At 51.8% G+C, this 20,551-nt stretch carries 15 protein-coding genes and 4 pseudogenes; 4 read left to right on the top strand and 15 right to left on the bottom strand.

All coding sequences use genetic code 11. The annotated features are described in order from the left end of the window. Positions 1-262 precede the first annotated feature (262 nt). The 3 genes from FF011L_RS22955 to FF011L_RS26960 form a co-directional block, all read right to left on the bottom strand. Positions 263-1,468: an IS1380 family transposase gene (locus tag FF011L_RS22955; RefSeq protein ID WP_246109947.1), complete on the bottom strand. Its 1,206-nt coding sequence runs from the start codon at positions 1,466-1,468 to the stop codon at positions 263-265. Then, positions 1,465-1,764 carry a hypothetical protein gene (locus FF011L_RS22950; RefSeq protein ID WP_145354289.1) on the bottom strand — a complete coding sequence of 100 codons (300 nt, stop codon included), beginning with the start codon at positions 1,762-1,764 and terminating at the stop codon, positions 1,465-1,467. Before FF011L_RS22950 ends, FF011L_RS22955 begins: the two co-directional genes overlap by 4 nt. A 655-nt stretch (positions 1,765-2,419) precedes the next feature. Further along, positions 2,420-2,734, bottom strand: coding sequence for a hypothetical protein (locus tag FF011L_RS26960; protein WP_246109966.1), 315 nt, complete (start codon positions 2,732-2,734; stop codon positions 2,420-2,422). Between FF011L_RS26960 and FF011L_RS22945 the strand changes: the two genes are divergently transcribed. Beyond that, complete coding sequence (locus tag FF011L_RS22945; RefSeq protein WP_246109946.1) at positions 2,657-3,874, top strand: transposase; 1,218 nt, start codon at positions 2,657-2,659, stop codon at positions 3,872-3,874. The genes FF011L_RS26960 and FF011L_RS22945 overlap by 78 nt on opposite strands. 236 nt (positions 3,875-4,110) lie before the next feature. Here the strand turns inward: FF011L_RS22945 and rfbA are convergent, their stop codons facing one another. From rfbA to FF011L_RS22930, 3 genes and pseudogenes are all read right to left on the bottom strand, one after another. Next, positions 4,111-4,983 (bottom strand): glucose-1-phosphate thymidylyltransferase RfbA, encoded by an 873-nt coding sequence (gene rfbA, locus FF011L_RS22940; RefSeq protein ID WP_145354288.1) that lies wholly within the window; start codon positions 4,981-4,983, stop codon positions 4,111-4,113. 98 nt (positions 4,984-5,081) lie between these two features. Next, positions 5,082-5,225: a DapH/DapD/GlmU-related protein gene (locus FF011L_RS27305; RefSeq protein ID WP_391560946.1), complete on the bottom strand. Its 144-nt coding sequence runs from the start codon at positions 5,223-5,225 to the stop codon at positions 5,082-5,084. A 380-nt stretch (positions 5,226-5,605) separates the two neighbouring features. After that, a pseudogene (locus FF011L_RS22930) lies at positions 5,606-6,736 on the bottom strand (ISAs1 family transposase). Positions 6,737-6,868: 132 nt separating this feature from the next. On the opposite strand from FF011L_RS22930, the pseudogene FF011L_RS26950 reads away from it, so the two are divergent. After that, positions 6,869-8,203: pseudogene (locus FF011L_RS26950) on the top strand (ISAs1 family transposase). Between the two features lie 397 nt (positions 8,204-8,600). Here the strand turns inward: FF011L_RS26950 and FF011L_RS22915 are convergent. The 5 genes from FF011L_RS22915 to FF011L_RS26940 all read right to left on the bottom strand — a co-directional run bounded on the left by FF011L_RS22915 (position 8,601) and on the right by FF011L_RS26940 (position 12,504). Continuing rightward, a complete protein-coding gene (locus FF011L_RS22915; protein WP_145354285.1) occupies positions 8,601-9,488 on the bottom strand; it encodes an SDR family oxidoreductase in 888 nt (295 codons plus the stop codon). A gap of 84 nt (positions 9,489-9,572) precedes the next feature. Then, positions 9,573-10,739, bottom strand: a complete 1,167-nt coding sequence (locus tag FF011L_RS22910) for a glycosyltransferase family 2 protein (protein ID WP_145354284.1) — start codon at positions 10,737-10,739, stop codon at positions 9,573-9,575. Between the two features lie 145 nt (positions 10,740-10,884). Then, a complete protein-coding gene (locus FF011L_RS27300; protein WP_391560945.1) occupies positions 10,885-11,091 on the bottom strand; it encodes a glycosyltransferase in 207 nt (68 codons plus the stop codon). A gap of 25 nt (positions 11,092-11,116) precedes the next feature. Continuing rightward, on the bottom strand, positions 11,117-11,920 hold the full coding sequence (locus tag FF011L_RS26945; protein WP_246109583.1) for an IS4 family transposase: 804 nt from the start codon (positions 11,918-11,920) through the stop codon (positions 11,117-11,119). After that, the gene (locus FF011L_RS26940) at positions 11,917-12,504 is read right to left on the bottom strand and encodes a hypothetical protein (protein WP_246109582.1); all 588 of its coding nucleotides are present in this window, start codon (positions 12,502-12,504) and stop codon (positions 11,917-11,919) included. The genes FF011L_RS26945 and FF011L_RS26940 overlap by 4 nt, the downstream gene beginning before the upstream one ends. Positions 12,505-13,496: 992 nt before the next feature. Here FF011L_RS26940 and FF011L_RS22895 point away from each other — a divergent pair. Continuing rightward, positions 13,497-14,794, top strand: a pseudogene (locus tag FF011L_RS22895) (IS256 family transposase). A gap of 96 nt (positions 14,795-14,890) precedes the next feature. Beyond that, a pseudogene (locus FF011L_RS26550) lies at positions 14,891-15,135 on the top strand (integrase core domain-containing protein); the annotation flags it as partial. A gap of 396 nt (positions 15,136-15,531) precedes the next feature. On the opposite strand, the gene FF011L_RS22885 reads toward FF011L_RS26550, so the two are convergent. The 4 genes from FF011L_RS22885 to FF011L_RS22870 form a co-directional block, all read right to left on the bottom strand. Continuing rightward, complete coding sequence (locus tag FF011L_RS22885) at positions 15,532-16,551, bottom strand: glycosyltransferase family 4 protein (protein WP_218932825.1); 1,020 nt, start codon at positions 16,549-16,551, stop codon at positions 15,532-15,534. A 214-nt stretch (positions 16,552-16,765) separates the two neighbouring features. Beyond that, the gene (locus tag FF011L_RS22880) at positions 16,766-17,773 is read right to left on the bottom strand and encodes an NAD-dependent epimerase/dehydratase family protein (protein ID WP_145354280.1); all 1,008 of its coding nucleotides are present in this window, start codon (positions 17,771-17,773) and stop codon (positions 16,766-16,768) included. Further along, the gene (locus FF011L_RS22875; RefSeq protein WP_145354279.1) at positions 17,770-18,858 is read right to left on the bottom strand and encodes a Gfo/Idh/MocA family protein; all 1,089 of its coding nucleotides are present in this window, start codon (positions 18,856-18,858) and stop codon (positions 17,770-17,772) included. The genes FF011L_RS22880 and FF011L_RS22875 overlap by 4 nt, the downstream gene beginning before the upstream one ends. Continuing rightward, complete coding sequence (locus FF011L_RS22870) at positions 18,848-19,906, bottom strand: glycosyltransferase (protein WP_145354278.1); 1,059 nt, start codon at positions 19,904-19,906, stop codon at positions 18,848-18,850. The genes FF011L_RS22875 and FF011L_RS22870 overlap by 11 nt, the downstream gene beginning before the upstream one ends. Between the last annotated feature and the right edge of the window lie 645 nt (positions 19,907-20,551).

The following is a 20,551-nucleotide window of genomic DNA, read 5'->3' as shown; positions in this document are numbered from 1 at the left end:
TAAGGCAAGGGATTCCCTGTACGCGGTGAGGTGGTCGTCGTCCCAATAGGCTATGTTCTTTTGGTCGAAAACTAGTCCTTAATCAAGCGAAGATCGGTTGATTTTCGGGGTCGTATTGGCACCTGATGCGGGCGCAGGCGAGAGCCGTCCAGCGATGCTGGCGGTGTCTGGTGTTAATGGTTGTGTTCATCGGTTTGTTTTTATGGTTAGACGTTGCGGCGGTACCGGTGCATTCAGACACTGACTTCGTATGATGTCGACGTCAACATTGAATCGGACGGCGAGCGGCCGATTCAATCAACAGTAGCGTGTCGATCGATTGTCGATAGGTGAGCAGGCGGAACACCACGCTGCGACTGCGCCGGATTATCTGTGCGGGAGCCATCAAGATTCGATCCCGGAACGTTGAGAAGTCCATCGAGATCAACTTTGCCTTCGTCTTGGCTTGTTCGATCTTCTGATCTTTACGCCCACTCGGATCGATCATCAAGGCTAACCACACCTTGAGGTTCCAAGCTAATGAAGCGATCACCATGTAAGCCCAGTTGCTCGTCAGGTTGTCGAGCGGAGCCGTCAACGCACATTGCTTCAGTTGTGAGATGTTGTTCTCTTGATTGCATCGGGCGTTGGCATCGGTCACAACTTGACGAGTCGGCTTGCTCTGCTTGGACGCGTTCGTAATGTAAAAGAAGTACACCGGCTCTTCGTGGTCAAATAAACGCAATTGTCCTCGCGTTTGATGGACCTCTTTCTTCAGTACAACAACACGATAGCAGCGATCACATTTGTCCAGTTGGTACTCGAACTCCGCGATTTGTTCGCTCACGAGTTTCTTGTTGAGATAGCCATTCTCGACAACGATTTTCTCATTGTAGCGAGGCCGTTTCGCTCGCGGCTTTGCCGCAGGCCGTTTCTGCTCACGCCGACGCTGCATCGGCTTCCACGCTGATTTCTCAGCGCTTTCGGCGATCTTCACGAGGTTGGGCATGGCGTCGACACCGAATACGAACTCCACGCCATCGTTATCCCAACGATCGAAGTTTTCCGTTAGTGAGAAGTCGGTATCGCCACGCAGAACCACTTTGCGATAGCCCGCCTCGCGACATCTCTCGACCGCTAGGTCGAAGAAGAACCCTGAGTGTTCATGGCTGGGCCGATTGCCGCTGCGGTTGACAATGAACAATGGTTCTCGCGTATTGGCCAAAGTTACGACCAGCGGATGGTAACCCCACTGGCCTTTGTAGTTGATGCCGATGCCATGTTTCTTTTCTGCAGACGTTTCCACTTGCATACCGTCTGCTTCGATGATCGCACAGTCGAAGAACTTGTCGGGTTGCTGTTTCCATACACGCTGTCGAATTCGATTGAAGGCGTTCATTAGCTGCAGGATGTTGACATCGCTGAATCTGCGACAGGAGTCACCAGCGGTAGTCGGGTCAGGAATCCTCTCGGCACCAATGGCATTCAGATAGGCTTCGTCGCAACGTCGGTCTTCAAGATGTTCAAGGCAACTGCCACCGGCAACAGGTTCATCGAGATGTTCAGGACATGATCGGCTTCGTCGTAGGGCAGATGAAACTTGAACAACGGTATCGCTTGGTTGATCTTTCTGCGAAGCTCGAGCTGCTTAGTCAACTGAAGCATCGTTCCGAAACCTCCGGCGGTGATGGCTTGCTGCTTGTCAGCCAGTTCGTACTTAATACTCTGAGGCTGAATCATCGGCGATGAAACGGACCAATTTTCTTTGGCGATCCTTCGTAACATTTTTCGCTTGCGTGTTCTAGCTTTTCGGCGTAATTTGACGTTCACTCGAAACTCTTGTTTGCGTGCGTGACTTGATGTCTTGGTAACCGCCAATTTACACGTAAATCGCCGAGGGGTTCGAGTTTTTTACACCTTTTTCGAGTTAAACTTCGCTTGATTAAGGACTAGTGCTTTGTCGCCTCGCCGATACAGATCGGCTATTGCCAGGAATGAGGCTTTTGGGAAAGGGTTTGCTAAATTGATCGCTGTGTCATTGCCAGCTGAGTGTTCAGCGGTCGGAGAGGCGGGGAGCGCGGCAGCTGGCGTCTTGCCTGGGGCAATGCCACCGGCGCTAAGGGCGAACCAGTGTTCGTAAATATACCGCCAGTTTTGTATGCATCCGACGGCGTGTTGCGTCTAGGTCGATTTGTTTTTTCGCGGAATAATAGTGGTTTCGAAGTTATTAGGTTTTAGGTCATATCCGAAACTGTGGTAAGTGATTAACCCGCATTATTCACTAAGAGCTTCCTTGCGGTAGAAACCATCGGGTGATCCGCTACTTTTAACGGTTAACCACAACCAACTTAAACGCAAGGCAGAAACACGCGATGGGTGAACACCAAGATAACCTTTTCGAGCCCCAGTTCAATCGCTCCGTCAAATTTCAAGCAACTGACTACCGGATCACTTCCAGTGCCCGCGTGATTTTGCTGTGAGAGGCCGAGGATCGACTCGGGCTTTTTGACACAATCGCCAAGGACATCCGCGATTCTCGTTGGCCGGACCGCATCCAATACCAAATCGATGAATTGATCCGTGGACAGGTCTTTGCGATGGCCATCGGGTGCTCCCCCAAGACGACGTGGACCGACTTACCCATGCCCCAGCGTTTCGCAAGGCGGTCTGGAATCGCATCGGCGACGGCGTCGTCCACCAACGACTCGCCTGCCAACTCACGCAGTTTCGCTTGATCAGCATCTTGACCGAACATGCCGGCAACCTCGAAGCCCTTCGAGACGGTTTGGCCCAAAGCGTCGAGCGTCATGTCGTCGCCTCCGGGGGACGCCGTGTTCGCATCACGACCGTCGACATCGATAGCTTTCCCACTGAGGTTCACTCCAAGCAACACGGAGCTCAATGCAACGGCTACTACCGAAAAGCAGTCTATCATTCGCTGGTCGCTTCACTGAGCGTGGGCGGTGACTACAGCAGCGCACGGGAGGGAAATCGGCTGGGTAGCGGATTCATTCACGCAACTCTTCCGCAAGGGCAGGTCCACACCGCCAACGGCATAAAACGCTTCGTCGACAAGACCGATGCGAAGGCTCACACCGTCGCACAGTACGTCGATTACCGACGCGATGCGGGGTACACGATTGGCAGTGTGATGGACGCATTGGCTCCCAACGGCAGGCTTTTTGTAGGGCGTTTAAAGGGGAACTCGAAGCTTGATAAGTTGGCTGCGTTGCATCTGTCTCGTCCAGCAGTGCGTCCGCCAGGGGGCGGTTATGAGTACACCGTCGAACTGGGGTCTTACCAAGTTGACATATGGGAACAGGCACAGCGATTAATCCTCGTGGTGGTCGACAAGCCGGGCGCGACGACCGGCCAGTTGAACCCGATGCCTTGTTGGTTCTTCTTGGATACGAACTGGCCGTACTCCTCGCGCAGCGGCGAAGAACTGCTTTGCTTTTACCGCAAGCGAGGGGCGTTCGAGGATCGTTTGGGCAAGTTTAGTGAATCGATAGGCGTTCACTTGTCTTCGCAAGCGTTTAAGGCCAATGAAGCGACGATGCTTCTGGCATTACTAGCATTTAACCTCAACACGATCTGTCGCAATGAACTCGAAGACAGTGTGGGCGGGTGTTGGGACATGCGCCGGTTCGTGCCATTCGTTCTGAAGGTTGGTGGGGAGATGATCAAGCATTCTCGTCGACTTGTCGTGTGGATCGCCGATTCGGCGGTGCCCCTGTGGTCTCATCTGACCGATCGCTTGAAAGGCAAGTGCCACCGCCAGTCGCGTGTCAGCAGGACGGCTTCTGGCCGCCGCCGGGCCACGCCTTCTGCCGCGAAGTCTTTCGCGGCTAGCAGCGCCCGTCGCAGCGAAAAACAATTTTGGGGAGGGGGCTGATGTACGCCGATGATCAAATTGATGGACAAACGAAGATGCGACGAGACAGTCAGCACGAAACGACCAAATCCGACACCGCTCCCGCTGCTGGTCAGTAATGCGGGCTCAATTATGGGCATTTAGCTTCCGACGGCGGAAAGTAAGAGGATATCTCATCTTTGCAGTACGCTAATTGAAGTTACTCAAGCGCTCTGGCGTAAATCTACTGGAGATTGCGAGCGTATGACTTGCCGGCGCTAATCGCCACTTGCGATCCCCCGGAGATAATCCCCGTATTCGTTTTGCATGCCTTTGCCCAGCGTTGCAAGCTGGGAGCGGTCAATGAATCCCATTGCTTGAGCAATCTCTTCGGGGCAAGCGATCTTCAGGCCCTGCCGCTTTTCAATCGCAGCCACGAAATTGCAGGCGTCCAGGAGGGAATCGCGTGTCCCCGTGTCTAGCCAGGCAAACCCTCGCGAAAAGACTTTGACATTAAGTGTTCCCGTTTGCAAGTATTCTTTGTTGACGTCGGTAATTTCCAGTTCACCTCGGGACGATGGCTGCAGGTTTGCAGCAATGTCGACCACTTGATTGTCGTAGAAATAAAGCCCAGGGACTGCGTATCGCGATTTTGGTTTGGCGGGCTTCTCCTCAAGGGAGATGGCTTTGCCTGCTTGGTCAAACTCGACGATCCCGTACCTCTCCGGATCGGTAACTCGATAGCCAAATATCGTCGCCCCATCCTTTTTTTGCCCGGCTGCGGCCAATATATTTCGAAAGCCCTGCCCGTAGAAAATATTATCGCCCAGGACTAAGGTTACCGAATCGCTGCCAATAAAGTCGCGCCCGATAATGAAGGCCTGTGCCAAACCGTCTGGGCTGGGTTGTTCGGCGTAAGTTAGGGACAGGCCCCACTGGGAACCGTCCCCTAATAATCGTTGGAATCCGGGCAAATCATGCGGCGTCGATATGACCAGAATCTCACGTATTCCCGACAACATGAGCGTAGATAGTGGATAGTAAATCATCGGCTTGTCGTAGATCGGCAGCAATTGCTTGCTGACCGCCAGCGTAACCGGATGCAGTCGACTGCCGGTGCCTCCTGCTAGGATGATGCCTTTGCGAGTCATATTAGAGATCTTTCGGTCTGACGAAATAAAGATAATGGGTTGGAGAGCACTTTGCTCGCTGATGCGGCAGAGTGCAATCTTGAACACGTGGCTAAAGTCTAGTTCGCCGCTGGCCCCACGACGGTGCCTCCAGGCCGAACGTCTCTAATCACAACAGCGCCTGCACCGATCTTTGCGTTGTTTCCGATCTGGATTCCCCCTAGGATGCAGGCGTGACAGCCGATCATGACATGGTCCCCAATTACCGGGCTTTCGATCGCCGATCGTCACCACATGATGGATCGCACAGTCAAATCCGATTTTGGCGTCAGGGTTCACTTGGATGGGACCAAGGTGCGGAATCAGAAGTCCGCCTCCGATAGAGGCTTCTTTGGGTAAACTGATGTGTGTGACACTGGTTAGTAACTTCGTCGTGAAAGCCACTATTAAACGAAGCGGCAACCAAATGATTTTAGGTTGACGTTTCATTAGTCCTCACTGCAAACGGTAAATGGAGAGTGCCCGAAAACCTTCGGAGCTCCAGCCTGAGTAACCGTGCTTCTTAAACCGAGCAAGGTCAGCTCTCCAACATCTCCATTGGCTTTCACCTGCCCATTCCTTGCACGGTCATCGCATCAAAATATCAGCCAGACATTAGTTTTTCAAGGAACTCAGTGTTCCAGCCAACGCGTTTCCGTTTGCCCTTCAAGTTGGAACGCGAAGTGTCCTGTTTGAGTAGGCTCGTGACGAAACGTCGAACGAAGCTCATGTTCTACGTCGCGTTGCCCGTTCGAATAAGGCTGCCGTCTTCATTGAACACCACATCCAATATCCAGTGCATGCTCTCGATGCCCCAGTGCTTGCGAACCGAATTGGCAAATTCGGAAACTTTCGCGCGTCGACTGCTGATGTAATAACGCACTTCCGCAGTCTGCTTATCGCCCTTCGTGACCATGGTAATGGCCTGACCGATGCTTTTGATACCAGGCCAGTCTTTCACTAAGTCCCGCAGATCCACCGGGATTGGAGCGACGATATAACTTCGTTCTTCGACGCGGCCGTCTCCTTTCTCGTTTACGACTTTGGAACGAAAACCTTGCTCAACCAAGCCCTCTTCGTAGGTATCCAAAAACACCTTTTCACCCGCCTTCATGAAAGTCGGGTGTTTAACTTTCAGGACGAAGGTGTAGTCCCCGCCCCATCGGTAATCTTCTTTGCAATGGATTTTTGGCAGCCAAACGCGTCGAGCGTAATTATAGTATTGCGAAGGTCCATCATGTCGCGCAACTGAGGAATCGCTGTAATTTCATTGGACTTCGAATCCACGGTGACCTGCCCAAGCGTAATGCCGTGGTCCGTTGCCCATGCACTGTCAATGTGCAACGCATTCGACTTTTCAGCATCGGTGTAGGAGCCTCGTGCGGTCTTTCCGTCGATGGGAACGACGATCGGGCCGTCAGTGCTGTGCTCACTTCGGAGCCGACCGATCCAGTCCATCAACGCTTGTTGAAATTGAGCGGGCTTGAGTAGCGACAGGATCCGCCCGATGGTGTCATGCGAGGGTATGCCGTGCGGAAGTTTGATAAACTTCTCCAACCACTCCTTTTTTCATTTCCAAAGTCTTCGATGTCGACAGACCATCGGCACCGGAAATCACCGCAGACACAACTAAAAACAAAATCGAATCAAGAGGATGGTCGCAGCGTTTCTCGACATGTGGGGCGTCAACAACCTCGAAACATTCCTGAAACGCTAGCACCTGCTTGCTGGACATCGGCAAATCCGTTCTGGAAAAAATGGTTCAATCCGTCTAGACAAATCTTTCGCTGACGTCCTTCCCCCAGACAACCAGGGCCGACACGCATTTTAGGCAATCTGGGGGTAGCGCGGTCGAGTTGGATCCGCAATGATTCGTGTCGTTAACTTTGTTTTCCAAACGACGATCGGATGCGGTGACTTGGCCAAGAAGAAAGCGACTGATATCTATGTTGAAGAAATCCTCAAAGACTTTGCCGAACTGCTTGATCCGCGTTCGTATATTAACCAGCGTCACCTGCTCGGCGACATTATCGTAATTAGCATTATGGCAGTTATCGCCGGCGCCGAAGAGCCTATGGCGATTGGCGATTGGCGATTGGCGATTGGCGATTGGCGATTGGTGTTTGGTGTTTGGTGTTTGGTGTTTGGTGTTTGGTGTTTGGTGTTTGGTGTTTGGTGTTTGGTGTTTGGTGTTTGGTGTTTGGTGTTTGGTGTTTGGGCCAAGAGTAACGAGGCTTGGCTGAAGGAGCGACTGGAATTGCCATCGGGCGTTCCGTCCCACGATACGATCGGCCGTGTCTTGATGACGCTCAAGCCATCTGCATTTCAAGCTTGTTTTGAACGCTGGATTAAACGTCTCTCTGGCCAGCGAACCGATGATGAGCTGGACATCGTTGCGATTGATGGAAAAGCCCTTCGCCGCAGCCATGACCGCTCTGGTGGACTGGGGCTGCTGTTCCTTGTCAGCGCTTGGGCAGTCAAACGAGGGATCAGTTTGGGGCAGTTGGTGACCAAAGAGAAATCGAATAAAATCACTGCGATTCCTGAGCTCCTCGACCAAATCGACATTGAGAAATCGGTAGTCACCATTGACGCTGCGGACTGTCAAAAGAATATCGCCGCTAAGATCATCGACGGGAAAGGCGACTACGTATTGGCGTTGAAGGGCAATCAAGGAAATTTGCACAACGCGGTAATAGAGTACATCGTCAAGCACATGGAAAATGACTTCGCAGAGGTCACTGCTCGCAAGCATGTCGAACGGCTCAAAGGGCATGGCCGTGAAGATGAGCTTGTCTACTATCACCTGCCTGTTCCCGAAGGCTTGGCGGGCAAGGACCAGTGGTAGGGGATGTGAACAATTGGCGTGGTTATTCGGATGAGTGAGTGCGGCGAAAAATGGACATCGGACGTTCGTTACTACATCAGTTCATTAAAGCTTGGAGTGAAGCGATTCGCTGCAAGCGTCCGCGGCCACTGGAGAATCGAGAACACGCTTCATTGGTGCTTGGACATAACCTTCCGAGACGATGACAGTAGCGTTCGAAATCGCACCCTAGCGAACAACCTCGCTTGGCTAAAACGTTTCGCAATCAGCCTACTAAAGCAGGTCGACGACAAAGAAAGCATCGCCATGCGTCGCCGAATGGCCGGCTGGAATCCCAACTTCCTTGCCAAAGTCCTTGGAATACCAACGACTTAGTGTGCGTCGGCCCTGCCCAGACAACCCACCTGCGAATACTTAACCTGAATTTTGATGCGATGGCCGTGCCATGCCTTAACGCTGTCACCGTCATGCTGCATTTGGTTTCCTTGGCCATAAATGTTTTATCGCGAAACGACGCGAGTGCATCTCCACCTTGTGCCGCCTTCGCGTCACAAGGCGTTTATCCGTGCAAGTTCTTCTCGATGAAACCATTTAACCCTCTCACGGATGGCTGCTTTGGAGGTGCGGTTGAGCTTCCTGTTTCATTCCCGTAATATCTGGCTGATTTCGATTATAGTCGCGACACATTATCGACGTCATCGGCGAAAGCATCGACCACTAAAGCGAGTAACGCCCGGCTAAGAGTTGTCTTGTTCAGTGTCAAGAAAGGTGATTAAGCATTTGCGGTCGACTCTGAGATCCACGCCTGCAGCGCCGCTTTTACTGATTCATCGACTGGCGGCAGGCTCAGTCCGGCTGCCACTGCCTTGCTGCTATCGAGCACACAGTTTGAGCGCGGTGTTGAAGCGGCCTTTGCCATGAAGTCCTCTTCGTTCTCAAAGAATTCAAATTCCTTGTCACAGACGCCGCTTTCTTGAATCCACTGCACCACTTGTCGTGTGGTCACGCTCCCCGGGTTGGTCAAATTATAGATGCCGTAGGGTACTTTATTCTCAAAGCAATCCAGGGCCGCCGAAACGAAATCGGAGAGATTTGATAGGCTGTTTTCAGCCTGAAGTAGCCTGTTGTATCGCATAACCTTTGTGAGATAATTTCGTGGTCCGTCCACGTTGGAAAAGGGTATACGCAACCGCCATACAAAACACTTGGGAGCATCGACCAGCATTTCTTCACCAAGTGCCTTTGTGCCGGAGTAGAAACTGCAGTTGTCTTGCCGGAATGAAAAATTCGGAGGATCTGCTTCGGAAAATCCGTCGCCATCCTCGCGTCTGCCGGTGTAAATGCAGCCCGAGGAAACATGCCCCCAGGGGATGTCTAGGTTCGCGCAAACTTCTGCGATCACGCCCGGCAGTACGGCATTGCCCGCCAAGCAATTTGTCTTGTCAAGTTCACACGCATCGACATTCGGTTTGCCGGTGTAGCCGGCACAATTGATCAGCGCATCTGCTGATAGTCTATGTAGGTGTTTCGACAGTTGTTTTGCGTCATAGACGTTGCAGTCGCTTCGCCCTATCGAAACAAGTTCTCCATTGCGAGCTGCAATTTGCGTTCGAAATTCAGAACCTACGTAGCCGCTGCTACCTAATAAAACGATTCGCATCTATGAAAATTCCTTAATAAAACGAGAATTAGCAGGGTGGCATTATCTCGTTCTTTTCTTGTGTGAGATCATGCGCATGGCGCGTCAGCGCTGAGTGCGTACCCAGTCTTGTTGACGTTTTGTAACAAAACGCCGGTAAATATTAAGCTTTTTTAAAACATACAACGGAATAGAAAGTACGAGTTTTGCGGGAAGCTGTGTGCGGGCGAAACCGTACCACGCAGCCATTAACCCCAGTGCGGCTGACAAGCCCGGAAGAACGACAAGCAAAAATGGTTGCCATAAATTGGTCGCTAGTCCATAAATGAGGGTAAGCGATGCTACGAGTGCTGACACAAGCACGAGCAGTGCGAGCGGAGGAACGGATAAATCGAGGGCAACCGCCAGCAATGTTATCCGGCCAGACTTAAAAAAATCGCGAACCAACTTCGGGACGTCTCGAAAAATCGTCGCTAGGTAACCGTGCTCCCATCGCGTACGCTGCGCGACGACGGCTTCTGGATTGGCCGGCAGTTCACTCCACACAACGGCTGATTCACAGAATTTCGGTCCCAATCGACGACGGGTCAATTTCAGGCCAATCGCGAGATCTTCCACAATTTCGCCGGAGGCAACATCGATGGTGGCAATCGCTGACCACGGAAATGCCATGCCCGAACCGGTCAGCATGACCGGAAGACCCGCTCGATCTAACGCTCGTGGTCGCACCCAATTTTTAATTAAAAACGCAAACGCAGATACGGAGGATTCGGGGCCGGGAATCTTTGGTTGCCGCATGAGGTAGAGCGCTTGCGCCGGACTGCCAGTCCAGCTTACCTGGCTCGCAAGACTGTCAAGACTGCCCGGTTCTAAAGTGCAGTCAGCGTCACAAATGACGACCACCGCCGGTGGACGTACTCGCAAGTGTTGGATCCCAAAATCGATGGCGTATCCCTTGCCTCGCGCTGTATCCTTAAATCTTTCGATAACCTCGACCCCGGTCGCTCTAGCGCAATCGGCAGTATCATCGGTGCAATTGTCGGCGACAACAAGAAGGCGATCGGTAGGCAGAGATTGCTGCTTTAGGGATTCCAGCGTGCGAGTGATGCCGTCACTTTCGTTATGAGCCGGGACGATAACGGCGACATCCAATCTCTCCCCACGTCTCAATCGCCGCGTAGGCAAAAACGCGGTCCATAATTCAATAGCAAGCACGCCCAGGAGTAACCCATCTATCAAAGCGATCACTAATAAAAAATAAAATATAATCATCGTCGAACGAATCCAAATGCATAAGGGCGATCCATGTCTTTCTTGCCGCTCACTATCCTCAGTAAAGCTCTTTCGGAACAAGTCTGCAAATTTCGAAGTCTCCTTTTTAAAATGTTGTGCTGCCCGTTTACACCAGTTCGTCCGATCAATCCGATCTCAGCCAGCCGTTTTGGATCGGGAGCCCTGATTCTAGAATTCCTGCAGTATGAGTTGTAGCTACTGGCGTGCCGACGGCCAAGTTTTCTATGACAACCACCGGCAGCCCTTCGGCGAAGCTTGGTAGAACAAAAATCTTAAACGAAATACGCAAATGAAAAATTGTGTTGCTGCTTCGCCACGGTAAAAGGCGCATGGTCCGAATGGCACGGGCATAGTTCCTAAGCTGCTGTAGCATAACGGTTTCGGTTTGGGTTTCGCGGGGCAGTCATGAGTCTATAATTTTTTTGTCTGCGTTTGAGTTCGCGTTTTTCTTGACGCCCTGGCCGGTCCCCTACCGCTAACTCAGAGATCGTCTCAAGCAAGTTGTCCCACTGCTGTGTGCGGTTCGTGGAATGCAGACGCAAGCAAGCCGCGAATTCCTCCAACGCCTGCATCGCGCCGGTAAAGCTCAGTCGCGTTGGACACAATTGGAACTTCAATGCGGATGCGAGCATCGCCGCGCGAACTAGGTTGAACCCAATCATATGGCAGTGGATTTCTTTGCGAACCATTTGAGGGCTTTTGCAGCGGAGGTGTTCCATCTGCATTTGCGTCTTCAAGCTGCGGATGTGCAGTTCCACTTGCCACCTCCTGCGATACAGTTCAGCAAGTTCTTCAGCAGTGTAGATTTCAGCATCCAGCAACGTCGTCGCCAACGTGATCTCTCGGGTCCGGAATCCCTTCTGCTGGACTTTGTACTTCAAATGTCGAACAAAGATCATGGTCGAAATGCTGTCGTACTCTTCTTGTTTCATCCATTTTGGGCGAGCCGGTTTTCGATAGATAACCAGTTGATCCAAGTAGCCAAGCTTCAGCCCTTTGCGAAAATCAATCCTCCTTAGATGATGGGCGCGAGCGACTAAATCAATACCACGAGTTTCTCCTAGTGCCAACAACCAGAAGGTCGCGTAGTAGCGGTCGGCCAGCAGGATTCGGCCCGGTAAAATGCGGTCGATAATCGTTCGCAGACAAGGATGTCTCACCAGTTTGCTTTCCTTCGATAGGGAGCCAACACATTGAATTGAATGGAGCCCGTTGCTAAAGAGAACACCCCAATCATTCTTGCGATCGGGAAACCGCATCCCGGCTTCTGACTCTTCATCTGCGGATACTGCTGCTGATTCTCTTTAGTGTCCGCCATCGTCACGGTCCAACCGTCAACCATCTCCACAAGCCGGCCCTTGAAAAGCCACGCTCCGTTCGTCGCTTCGTCACATCGTTTTGAAGTCCAGGCCAACAATCGTTCAAAGAGTTGTTCGGGAAGCTTGCCACGTGCTTTGCGATATGAAGTGGTCTCACTACTGACTCGAGCAAGCCCTCTAGCGACACGCCATGCGTTGAAGCGAGTGACGGCCTGCTGGCAACTGTGATCGGCTGAAAGAACTTGCGAGACAAACATCCACACAACAACCATCGGGTTGAAGAGACGGTCTCGAAATGAATATCCAAGCTCACGACAGATGCGGCTGACTTCAGCCTGCGGCAGCAGTAGGTCCAGCACCAAAGACGAGGCACAGCGGAGTTTGCTTTGAACTTCGGCAGCGGAGTCGTTACATTGGTCTTGCACGGCGAGGTCTCCATTAAAGGGCTGAGTTAACAACGCCATTTAAGCGGAGTCTCGTCGTGCGTTTCAGCTAATATCTGGCACATTAAATGCTGCCACTATTTGCTGGCACTGCCAGCAGGGATAGCAAATGACCTCAGTCACTACCGGTAGTGGCTCGTCGCTTATGCCCGTGCCATTCGCGCATGGTTTCATTTCGAGATTAAACATCGATCTTATGTTCAATTGACGTTCCAAAAACGCACGTGAGCTCAAGCATGTTCACTCAACTAGCGGGCTAAATCCTCGTTGCAGCTAGCATGAAATTCGCATAAATGGCAGTCCCTAAAAAAGTGAGTGCCACAATCGCTTCGGCGGCTTCCAGTACGTGGCCGACCCCTATTCGCGGAGTCCATGCCACGGTGATTACAGCTGAAATCGGTAGAAATACTGAAAAACGATTGGAGTTCAGGGGGCTTGGATTCGGTCGGAAAGGTACCGCACGTCTTGGAAATAACGCAAGAGTGTAGGATAAATTAAAAGGTGCAAGAAACAGTAATGCTCATACAGATAAACCCAAGCAAGGAGTATATGTTGTGAAGGTTTAGTTCTTTTTGGCTATTGATATCCATCAGAATTTCGGGTGTCGAAAACTTCAGCCAATGTTGTCCCCAACTGGCTTCTTCGCCTGCTGCCACGAAATACATGAGTGCAAAAAGTAGTGGAATGCTTTCCAATGTGTATTGTTTTCTTCTGATCACTCCTGTGATCAGCACAACAGACGACAGCAGTAGAAAAATCCACGTTAGATTTTCCGCAATGCCTCGCTCCCCAACGAATATATGAGTCCACGTGGCCATTGGGTCTTGAGTATGAAAAATGTTCGGGATGACAAGAGCCGGTAATGAAAAAGTGGTTAAGTATGTCCACCTGCGAACGAAAGACTTTGCATTAGGTGGAGTCTCGTGACACTTGTCGCCCCTTTGTTTCCATATTGCAAAATCGGAAGCGTCCAAATAATTGTTGAAAGATGGTCTCCCGGAGAGCAGTCTCTGCTCTCCGCAACTTTCCAATTTTCGTCGGCTGCAACCGACGGGGAGGCCATCATGAATGAAGTTAATCTTTTAGAATCACTCGGGCAAGTTTCAGCTTCAGAAAGCGGGCAGATCTTTCGCGATTTCCGAAGAGGTCACGTGCGGGAAATGGTCTGTGAAGTCGTGGCCGCAGAAGTCACGGAGTTGTGCGGTTCCGAGCACGACCCCACGTCCAGCGATGTCTGTCGTGCCGGCTCAAGCTCAGGGCGTGTGTTGTAAGAGGGCGAACGCGAAGAAGTTGTCCGGTCGCGAGTGCGACAGAAGTCCGGTGAGGGCTCCAGTCGCTTGGTTGAACTAAGCATCTACCGTGTTGCCAAAGATCCCCGGCAGTTACAGGCACAGATCGTACAAGCGATCGTCTCGGGTGTCAGTTCCCGTGGCGTTGAAAAGTTCAAGCCGAATTCTGCTGGTGTAAAAAGTCTAACGTTTCGCGACTTTGGCAGGACGCTGGCAACAGGTTCATTGAGCAGATGCGAGGGAAGGACCTGAACTCGATCACATGGTGTGCGTTGATGCTTGACGGCATCCATTTGAGCAGAGATCAGGCCGCTGTAGTGGCACTGGGAATCGACAGCGAAGGCCGCAAGCACGTCTTGGATTTTGCGTTGGGCAGTAGTGAAAGCCTTGAAGTTTCGCGTGAACTGATGGCCCGAATCGTCAATCGCGGCTTCCCTTGCGACCACCGCTTGTACGTGGTTCTTGATGGCAGCGATGCCCTTCGCGGTGCGGTCGTTGAGTTCTTTTCTGACGCTGTCATCCAGCGTTGTTTGGTTCACAAAGAACGCAATATCAAAGGAAAACTTTCCAAGCGTCATTGGGGCGAACTTTCGCGTCTATTCACTCGCCTTCGCCGCGTTCAGGGAACCGAAGCTGCCGAGGAAATCTTCGGCGAGCTCAAAAAGTTCTTGGAACCGATAAGCGCCGAGGCGTACCGGTGCCTGCACGAAGCCGGTGATGACCTGCTGGCTTTGCATCGCTTGAACGTCCTCAACACGCTTCACCGTTCACTTTTGAGCACTAACGCGATTCAGAACTCGTTCTTGAACACGCGTCGCAGACTGGGGCGTGTGACGTGTTTTCGGGTCGAAACCGATCAAGCAAGTCGGTGGCTTTCGCATGCGTTATTGGAGGCCGAGAAAGGGTTCCGTAGAATCACCGGCCATGCTTCACTTCCGTTGCTTGTCGTGGCCTTAGGGCGACCGGAGGTATCGCCTACCTAACGTCTTTCCCCCATCCCAGCTTCGCCTGCGGCGAAGCTGGGATGGGGGAATCTTCTTGCAAGCTCAGGCACATCCACCTACGTTTTACAAGAGAGACCATCAAGAGTTTCAACAAGAAATCGGATATCCCCGGCAATCAAGCAATGGCTGGCAACGATCGGCGTCGAAATCCTTTGCATCGACCCTGGCTCTCCTTGACAGAACGGCGTCTGCAAGACGAGTATCTGCACCAAGCGTACTTAATCGATGAAGACGACGCACGAATAAAATCGCGAGCTTGGCGGGGCGACTTCAACATATTACGCCCGCACTGTTCGCTCGGCTATCTGGTTCCATCGGAGCACTGCGAATCACCTGTCCCTGTTTCCTAACCTAATCTTTCATAACGCCTGGTATAGAAAATGGGGGCATCCCATCCCTGGGAGCAGAGTCTGCTCTTAGGGAGACCGTCTTTCAACTTTCAGCAATTATGGGGACGCTTCCTGTCATCTAGCGAAGTGGGGAATGAAGAAAGTTGATCGCGAGCAAATGGAACTTCTCGTTGCTTCTTCGTGTGATTGCTAGTAACGTAGAAAGCTATGTATGGTGAAAAACGCATCGCGGAAATCACTCAAGTGCCTTGCCACGTCGGCCACTCCTATGCGCAAAAGACTAACTGCACGTCCCTACAGTAGACCGGCCGCCTGTCTTTACTCGTGAACGTCCGGTGCTGTTAAGGTTGCGTGCTGTAGTCGCTGTTATTGCCTTAAAAGACTTGCAAGTACGGCCACCTCGTGAGTGATATTGTGCGATTCCTGCACCTTGCGACGGCCTGCCATGCCCATGGCAAGGAGTTCACTCGAAGACGTTGTGCTTGCTTCCTGCATGGCTTTTGTAAGCGATCGGACATCTCCTGGCTCTACGATCCATCCGTTCTTGCCGTCGAAGACAAGTTCGGGAATACCTGCAATCCGCGTTGCAATAACAGCACAGCCTGACGCGAAGGCTTCCATGATTACGACTGGAAGCCCTTCAGCAAAGCTCGGAAGGACGAAAACAGCCGATTTACATAGCATCGATCTCACTTCGTCGTTGCTTTTCCATCCGACTAATTGGACACTCTTGGAGAGTTGGTGGCGATTGATTTCCTCTTCGATGTCGCGGCGCGAGGGGCCATCTCCAACAATAGTGAGTGAAACTGATACGCCCATTTTTTTCAATTCTGCGACAGCTCTTACCATTAGCACGAAACCTTTCTCTGGGCATAGTCGTCCCACGGACAGGAATCGAATGTGGCTGCGGGGGACGGGGGTGCTGCTCGCGAAATAGGCGTCGTCGAGGGCACAGCGAACAAGGTGAAAGTGATCCCAGTCTGCTGGTGAACTCCAGGCCATGCACTGGCTCTTGCAAAAGTGGGAGATGCATGCGACAAATTTTGCTCGTGCCAATTTCTCTGGGAAGGCAATTTGGCTGGCGACGTAAAACTCATGCGGACCGTGTACGGTCATGCTGTACGTCAGCCCGCCGATCTCACAAGCCAGCATCGCGACTGTTGCTGAGTTCTCCGCGATGTGATTGTGGATATGCGTAATCCCCTTGCTTTGGAGGCTTCGTGCGAGAAAAGACGCCTCCACGATATAGAAGAGGTGCCACACAAGGCTCCGCATTCCGGCAGATCGAGTACGCATTGCGGTTCGGAAAGCCGAGACGACACGAAGTGGCATCACTACCGCTGCTGCCAAGAATGCGGCAAAGAGCACCCACGACGGTTGTTCCAAGATATAGGTCGTAGAATCTTGCGCTTGCGAAATGTCCTCCGAAATGGCTTGGTCTTTGCTCCTTCGGATACTGTATGTGTCGACACGAATTCCAATTCGTCGGAGCTCATTGACTTCCCGGCGAATAAACGTATCTCCAGCGCGACCGTACTCACTTGTAAGGTACGCGACTGATTTGCGGCCTTCTGTCACGGCCTCCTTCATCAGTTTCGTGTCAGCTGAGTCCATCGTTCGTCTCTTCGCGGAATGCTTTCCTGAGGGCCGCCTCGAAGGTAACTGCGGGCGCCCAGTTCAGGGTCTGTCGAATTCTGTCATTTGGAAATCGGAGTGGTTTGAATCTAGCCTCGAACCTTGAAGCAATAAGGATGCCGGGCAGTTTGCCATCCTTTCCGAAAAATAGCCAGCTACCAAATTTGGCTAGGCGAGCAGCCGAGATGCCGATGAAGTAAGGTAGCGGGATGATGAACTGCGGGGCGCTGGCTGCCCTTCGTTGCGCAGTCAGGTAGGCTCGCCCGCTCTCTCCAGGACTATCGATCAGATTGAGGGTCGTCCCGCCGGACTCTTTGCGTTCCGCCGCCTTTATAATCGCCGTCGCGGCGTTTTCGACATAGGTCAGCGGCAGGTGTTTGCCGCCGCTAACACGGAAGAAAATGGGCCCCACTGCGAAGCCCAACCCCGCCAAGTCTAAATTCCCTTTGCCCCAAATGAATCCGGGACGAATCACGCAAAGGTCCCAGTCCCCTACTGCGTGGGCCTCTCGTATGATTCGTTCCTGCCATACCTTTGCGATCGCGTATCCGTCGCGAGAATATAGTCCCGATGATTGGTCAAGCACTGGTGAGTCTTCAGTCAAAACTTTGCGGGCTTCTCCGAAGTTGTATACGGAAAAACTGCTTATGTGCACAAACTTTTGGATTTTCGAAAGCTTTACCGCTTTCAGTAGATTTTCCGTTGTTACAACTGTTGCGACAAACCGATCCATGTCCGCGCCGACAACTCCAGCTGCCAGATGAATAACGGCATCGATTTCTGATAAAATTGCTGGGAGTTCGTGTGCGGTACGTAGGTCGACACGCACTACTTCCAGGTTGCTATTGGCAGGAAGCGAGTCTGTACTCGAAGCAGGTCGAACCAAAGCCCGCACCCGATGCCCCGCATGAAGCGCGGCTTCGACAGTTTTTCGACCGAGGAACCCATTGGCGCCAGTTATTAGAAGTCTCAAATTAACTTTGCCTCGTCATTCGCTTGCTCAAGGACAGCGTGCACCATTTGATTGACTTCGAGAATTTCCTGGTGTGTGACCGGCATTGGTTTCGATTCCTGAAGGCACGCATACGTCCGCCGCAGTAACTCCCAGAGCCCGTCGTAGCTCCCTGGTCCCCCGTTTAACTTTCTGCCTAAACCTGAAAAAGCTCCCCCGATCGACTGAATTCCCATCCTTATCCCATTACGGAGCGGAACTAACGGACCGGATCGACCATGAGTCAACTCAGATATAAATCGCGGCTCAAACAGATGTGCTTCGGCGACACCGCGGGTACCCCATAACTTAACCAGAAACGTGTCTGGTTTGGTCGAGGAACTAAAAAAAAGGTTTGCGGTGCCTTCAGCAGTATCGATCGAAGCCCGAAATTCGTCCGACGGGAGTGGAGTGTTTTCCAATGTCTTGCGAAAGCTGGTTTTGACGCCTTGTACCGGTCCGATGAAAGAGTGGGTCAAGTAGCACATGTGTGTTGCAAAATCGGCGACCACCCCGCCTTTAGTACGCTGTACCCAGTGCCCAATGTTCTGGTCCACAAATGGGCTTCCCGCGTCGGCGACTGGCAGGCAAATCTTAATTTCAATATGGACGATACGACCCATTTGATCTTCTCGCACTAGCTTCTGAAGTTTTTGAATTGTCTCGCTAAATAGATAATTATAGTCTTCAACAATAAATCGCGATTTTTGATCTGCAATCCCAAGCAATTCCTGTGTTTTAGCCATCGCTAAAGTAATTGGTTTTTCAACAATAATATGTGCTCCATTTTCCAGTGCCATCTTGGCAAGAGTAAAGTGCGACGCGGGTGGAGTGGTAATGTGAACGACATCTGGCTTCGTGTCGACAAGCATCTTCTCGAAATTAGTATACGACTTCGGGATCGAAAACTTCTCCGCAGACGACATTGCCAACGATTTGGAGAGATCGCAGACCCCAACTATTTTTGATAAGCCCTGTGACTGGAGGGCATTTATATGTTGGACTGAAATGTTTCCCGCTCCAACGATTGCGGATTTAAGCCGCGGGGACGCAATATCATTTAGCATCTTTTTCGTTTCGTTGGCTGGGAGAAGCTTTATAGAAAATTTGTCGCTTTTGAACGCCCCGAACTTTGTCGACGATCAATGTCGCTTGGCCCCAGGCTGAAGCTGGTTTTCCGAGCATTGTAATTATTCCGTATCCCAAACTGTCTTTCCAGTTGAGGCCGCGAGTGTGCCCGTTGAATGCGATTTTCAGCGTCTGAGAAGACCAAATGCAAAACGCCGCAAGCCCACCCCAGCCGAGTCCAGTCCATGAGGAGATTCGGAATCCTATGAGCATTAAGCACATCGATAGAGCGATCCAGCCTACACTCCAAAATATGGCACTGCGGATTTCGTTTCGGAATCCCACTACACCGAGCCTGTGATACACATCTAGGGATCCGTATCCGCTTCGAATGCATCTTCGAAACCAGGAGGAAAGCTGAAGCATGGCCGCATCGTGAGACGTCATCTCGGCATCAAGCTGGAGAATCGACCAGCCCCGGTTCCGCAGACGCTGACATAGTTCGGGCTCTTCACCTGCCAGGACCGTGTCGTTAAATCCATCGACATCAGTCAACGCACTAAGGCGAACTAAGGAATCCCCGCCGCACGACTTAACGTACCCTGCAGGCGCGTTCCATTCCAAATCCATCAAGCGATTGTAAAGCGAGGCTTCAGGATGTTTTTCGCGGCGTCTTCCGCAGACCACCGCGATTTTGGAATCCGCACTCAGGGCAGAAGCACCAATTGTAAGCCAATCGGCGGCGACCACGCAGTCGCCGTCCACAAATTGAATGTAGTCGAGATCGGGATGTAAAGTGATGAGTTTTTTCCAGCCGGCGTTTCTAGCGCGCGCAGCGGTGAATCGACTTTCAGATTCTAGTAATACGAGGACTGCCCCTAGCGATTTGGCAACCTCGACGCTTTCGTCCGTTGATCCTGAGTCGACGTACACAATGCATTCACATCGGCCATATAGACTTGCAAGGCATTGACGTAGACGATTCCCTTCGTTGCGACCGATTGCAACTGCAGCGATCTTGATGGGGGCGGATGACGTTTTCGTCATGAGGTGTAATAGCCGTTGGCGAAAGTGAACAGATTCATTTGTTTTGCGTCTCAGTCCCGGTAGGAGCAGTGTCGTATTGGTCCCGGTTCGGGAAGTTGCGAGCTGGGACCCCCACTGCTATATGGTCAGCAGGGACATCGTTAAGTACGACTGCGCCAGCGCCGATCACGGCGCGATCACCAATTCTTACGTTGCCAAGGATGCAAACGTTGCAGCCAATATCAACTGCAGTCCCTATGGATGGCAATGCAAGGTTGTCGTGCGCCCGTGCAACACCTAGGGTGGTGCACTGTCGTATTTGGCAGTCGTCACCAATCTCTCGCCCATGCAAAATCATTCCGCCATGATGCCATATTCGTACACGGCGACCCACAAGTACCGTGTAGGGAAGGCTGATGCCGCAGAACCATTCGACAGCTTTGTTGAGGACTTTATATGCGATGGATAGGGGGAATCTAGCAATGCGATATTTGAAATCCATTCTCCAATTACCGAACCGGTGTACCGCAATCGCCCAGAATCCTTGTTCCCAGATTGAGTCATAGTGGGTTCTTTTGTCTTCGCGAAGTAACGCAAGGAAACCAATGTCTGGCGGATTCTTGTTCTTGTCGCCGGCGGGTAGGGGAGGGGGCATGAAAGCTGAGG

This window comes from Roseimaritima multifibrata (assembly GCF_007741495.1).
GTDB lineage: Bacteria > Planctomycetota > Planctomycetia > Pirellulales > Pirellulaceae > Roseimaritima > Roseimaritima multifibrata.
The sequence above is the reverse complement of the archived record's forward strand: the minus strand, read 5'-3'. Positions and strand labels throughout refer to the sequence as shown.

Excerpts from the sequence above, each read along its gene's own strand:
- FF011L_RS22950 (WP_145354289.1), bottom strand. The coding sequence starts at position 1,764 with ATGTTACGAAGGATCGCCAAAGAAAATTGGTCCGTTTCATCGCCGATG.
- FF011L_RS26960 (WP_246109966.1), bottom strand. The coding sequence starts at position 2,734 with ATGTTCGGTCAAGATGCTGATCAAGCGAAACTGCGTGAGTTGGCAGGC.
- rfbA (WP_145354288.1), bottom strand. The coding sequence starts at position 4,983 with ATGACTCGCAAAGGCATCATCCTAGCAGGAGGCACCGGCAGTCGACTG.
- FF011L_RS22915 (WP_145354285.1), bottom strand. The coding sequence starts at position 9,488 with ATGCGAATCGTTTTATTAGGTAGCAGCGGCTACGTAGGTTCTGAATTT.
- FF011L_RS22910 (WP_145354284.1), bottom strand. The coding sequence starts at position 10,739 with ATGATTATATTTTATTTTTTATTAGTGATCGCTTTGATAGATGGGTTA.
- FF011L_RS27300 (WP_391560945.1), bottom strand. The coding sequence starts at position 11,091 with ATGCGCCTTTTACCGTGGCGAAGCAGCAACACAATTTTTCATTTGCGT.
- FF011L_RS22875 (WP_145354279.1), bottom strand. The coding sequence starts at position 18,858 with ATGCTAAATGATATTGCGTCCCCGCGGCTTAAATCCGCAATCGTTGGA.
- FF011L_RS22870 (WP_145354278.1), bottom strand. The coding sequence starts at position 19,906 with ATGACGAAAACGTCATCCGCCCCCATCAAGATCGCTGCAGTTGCAATC.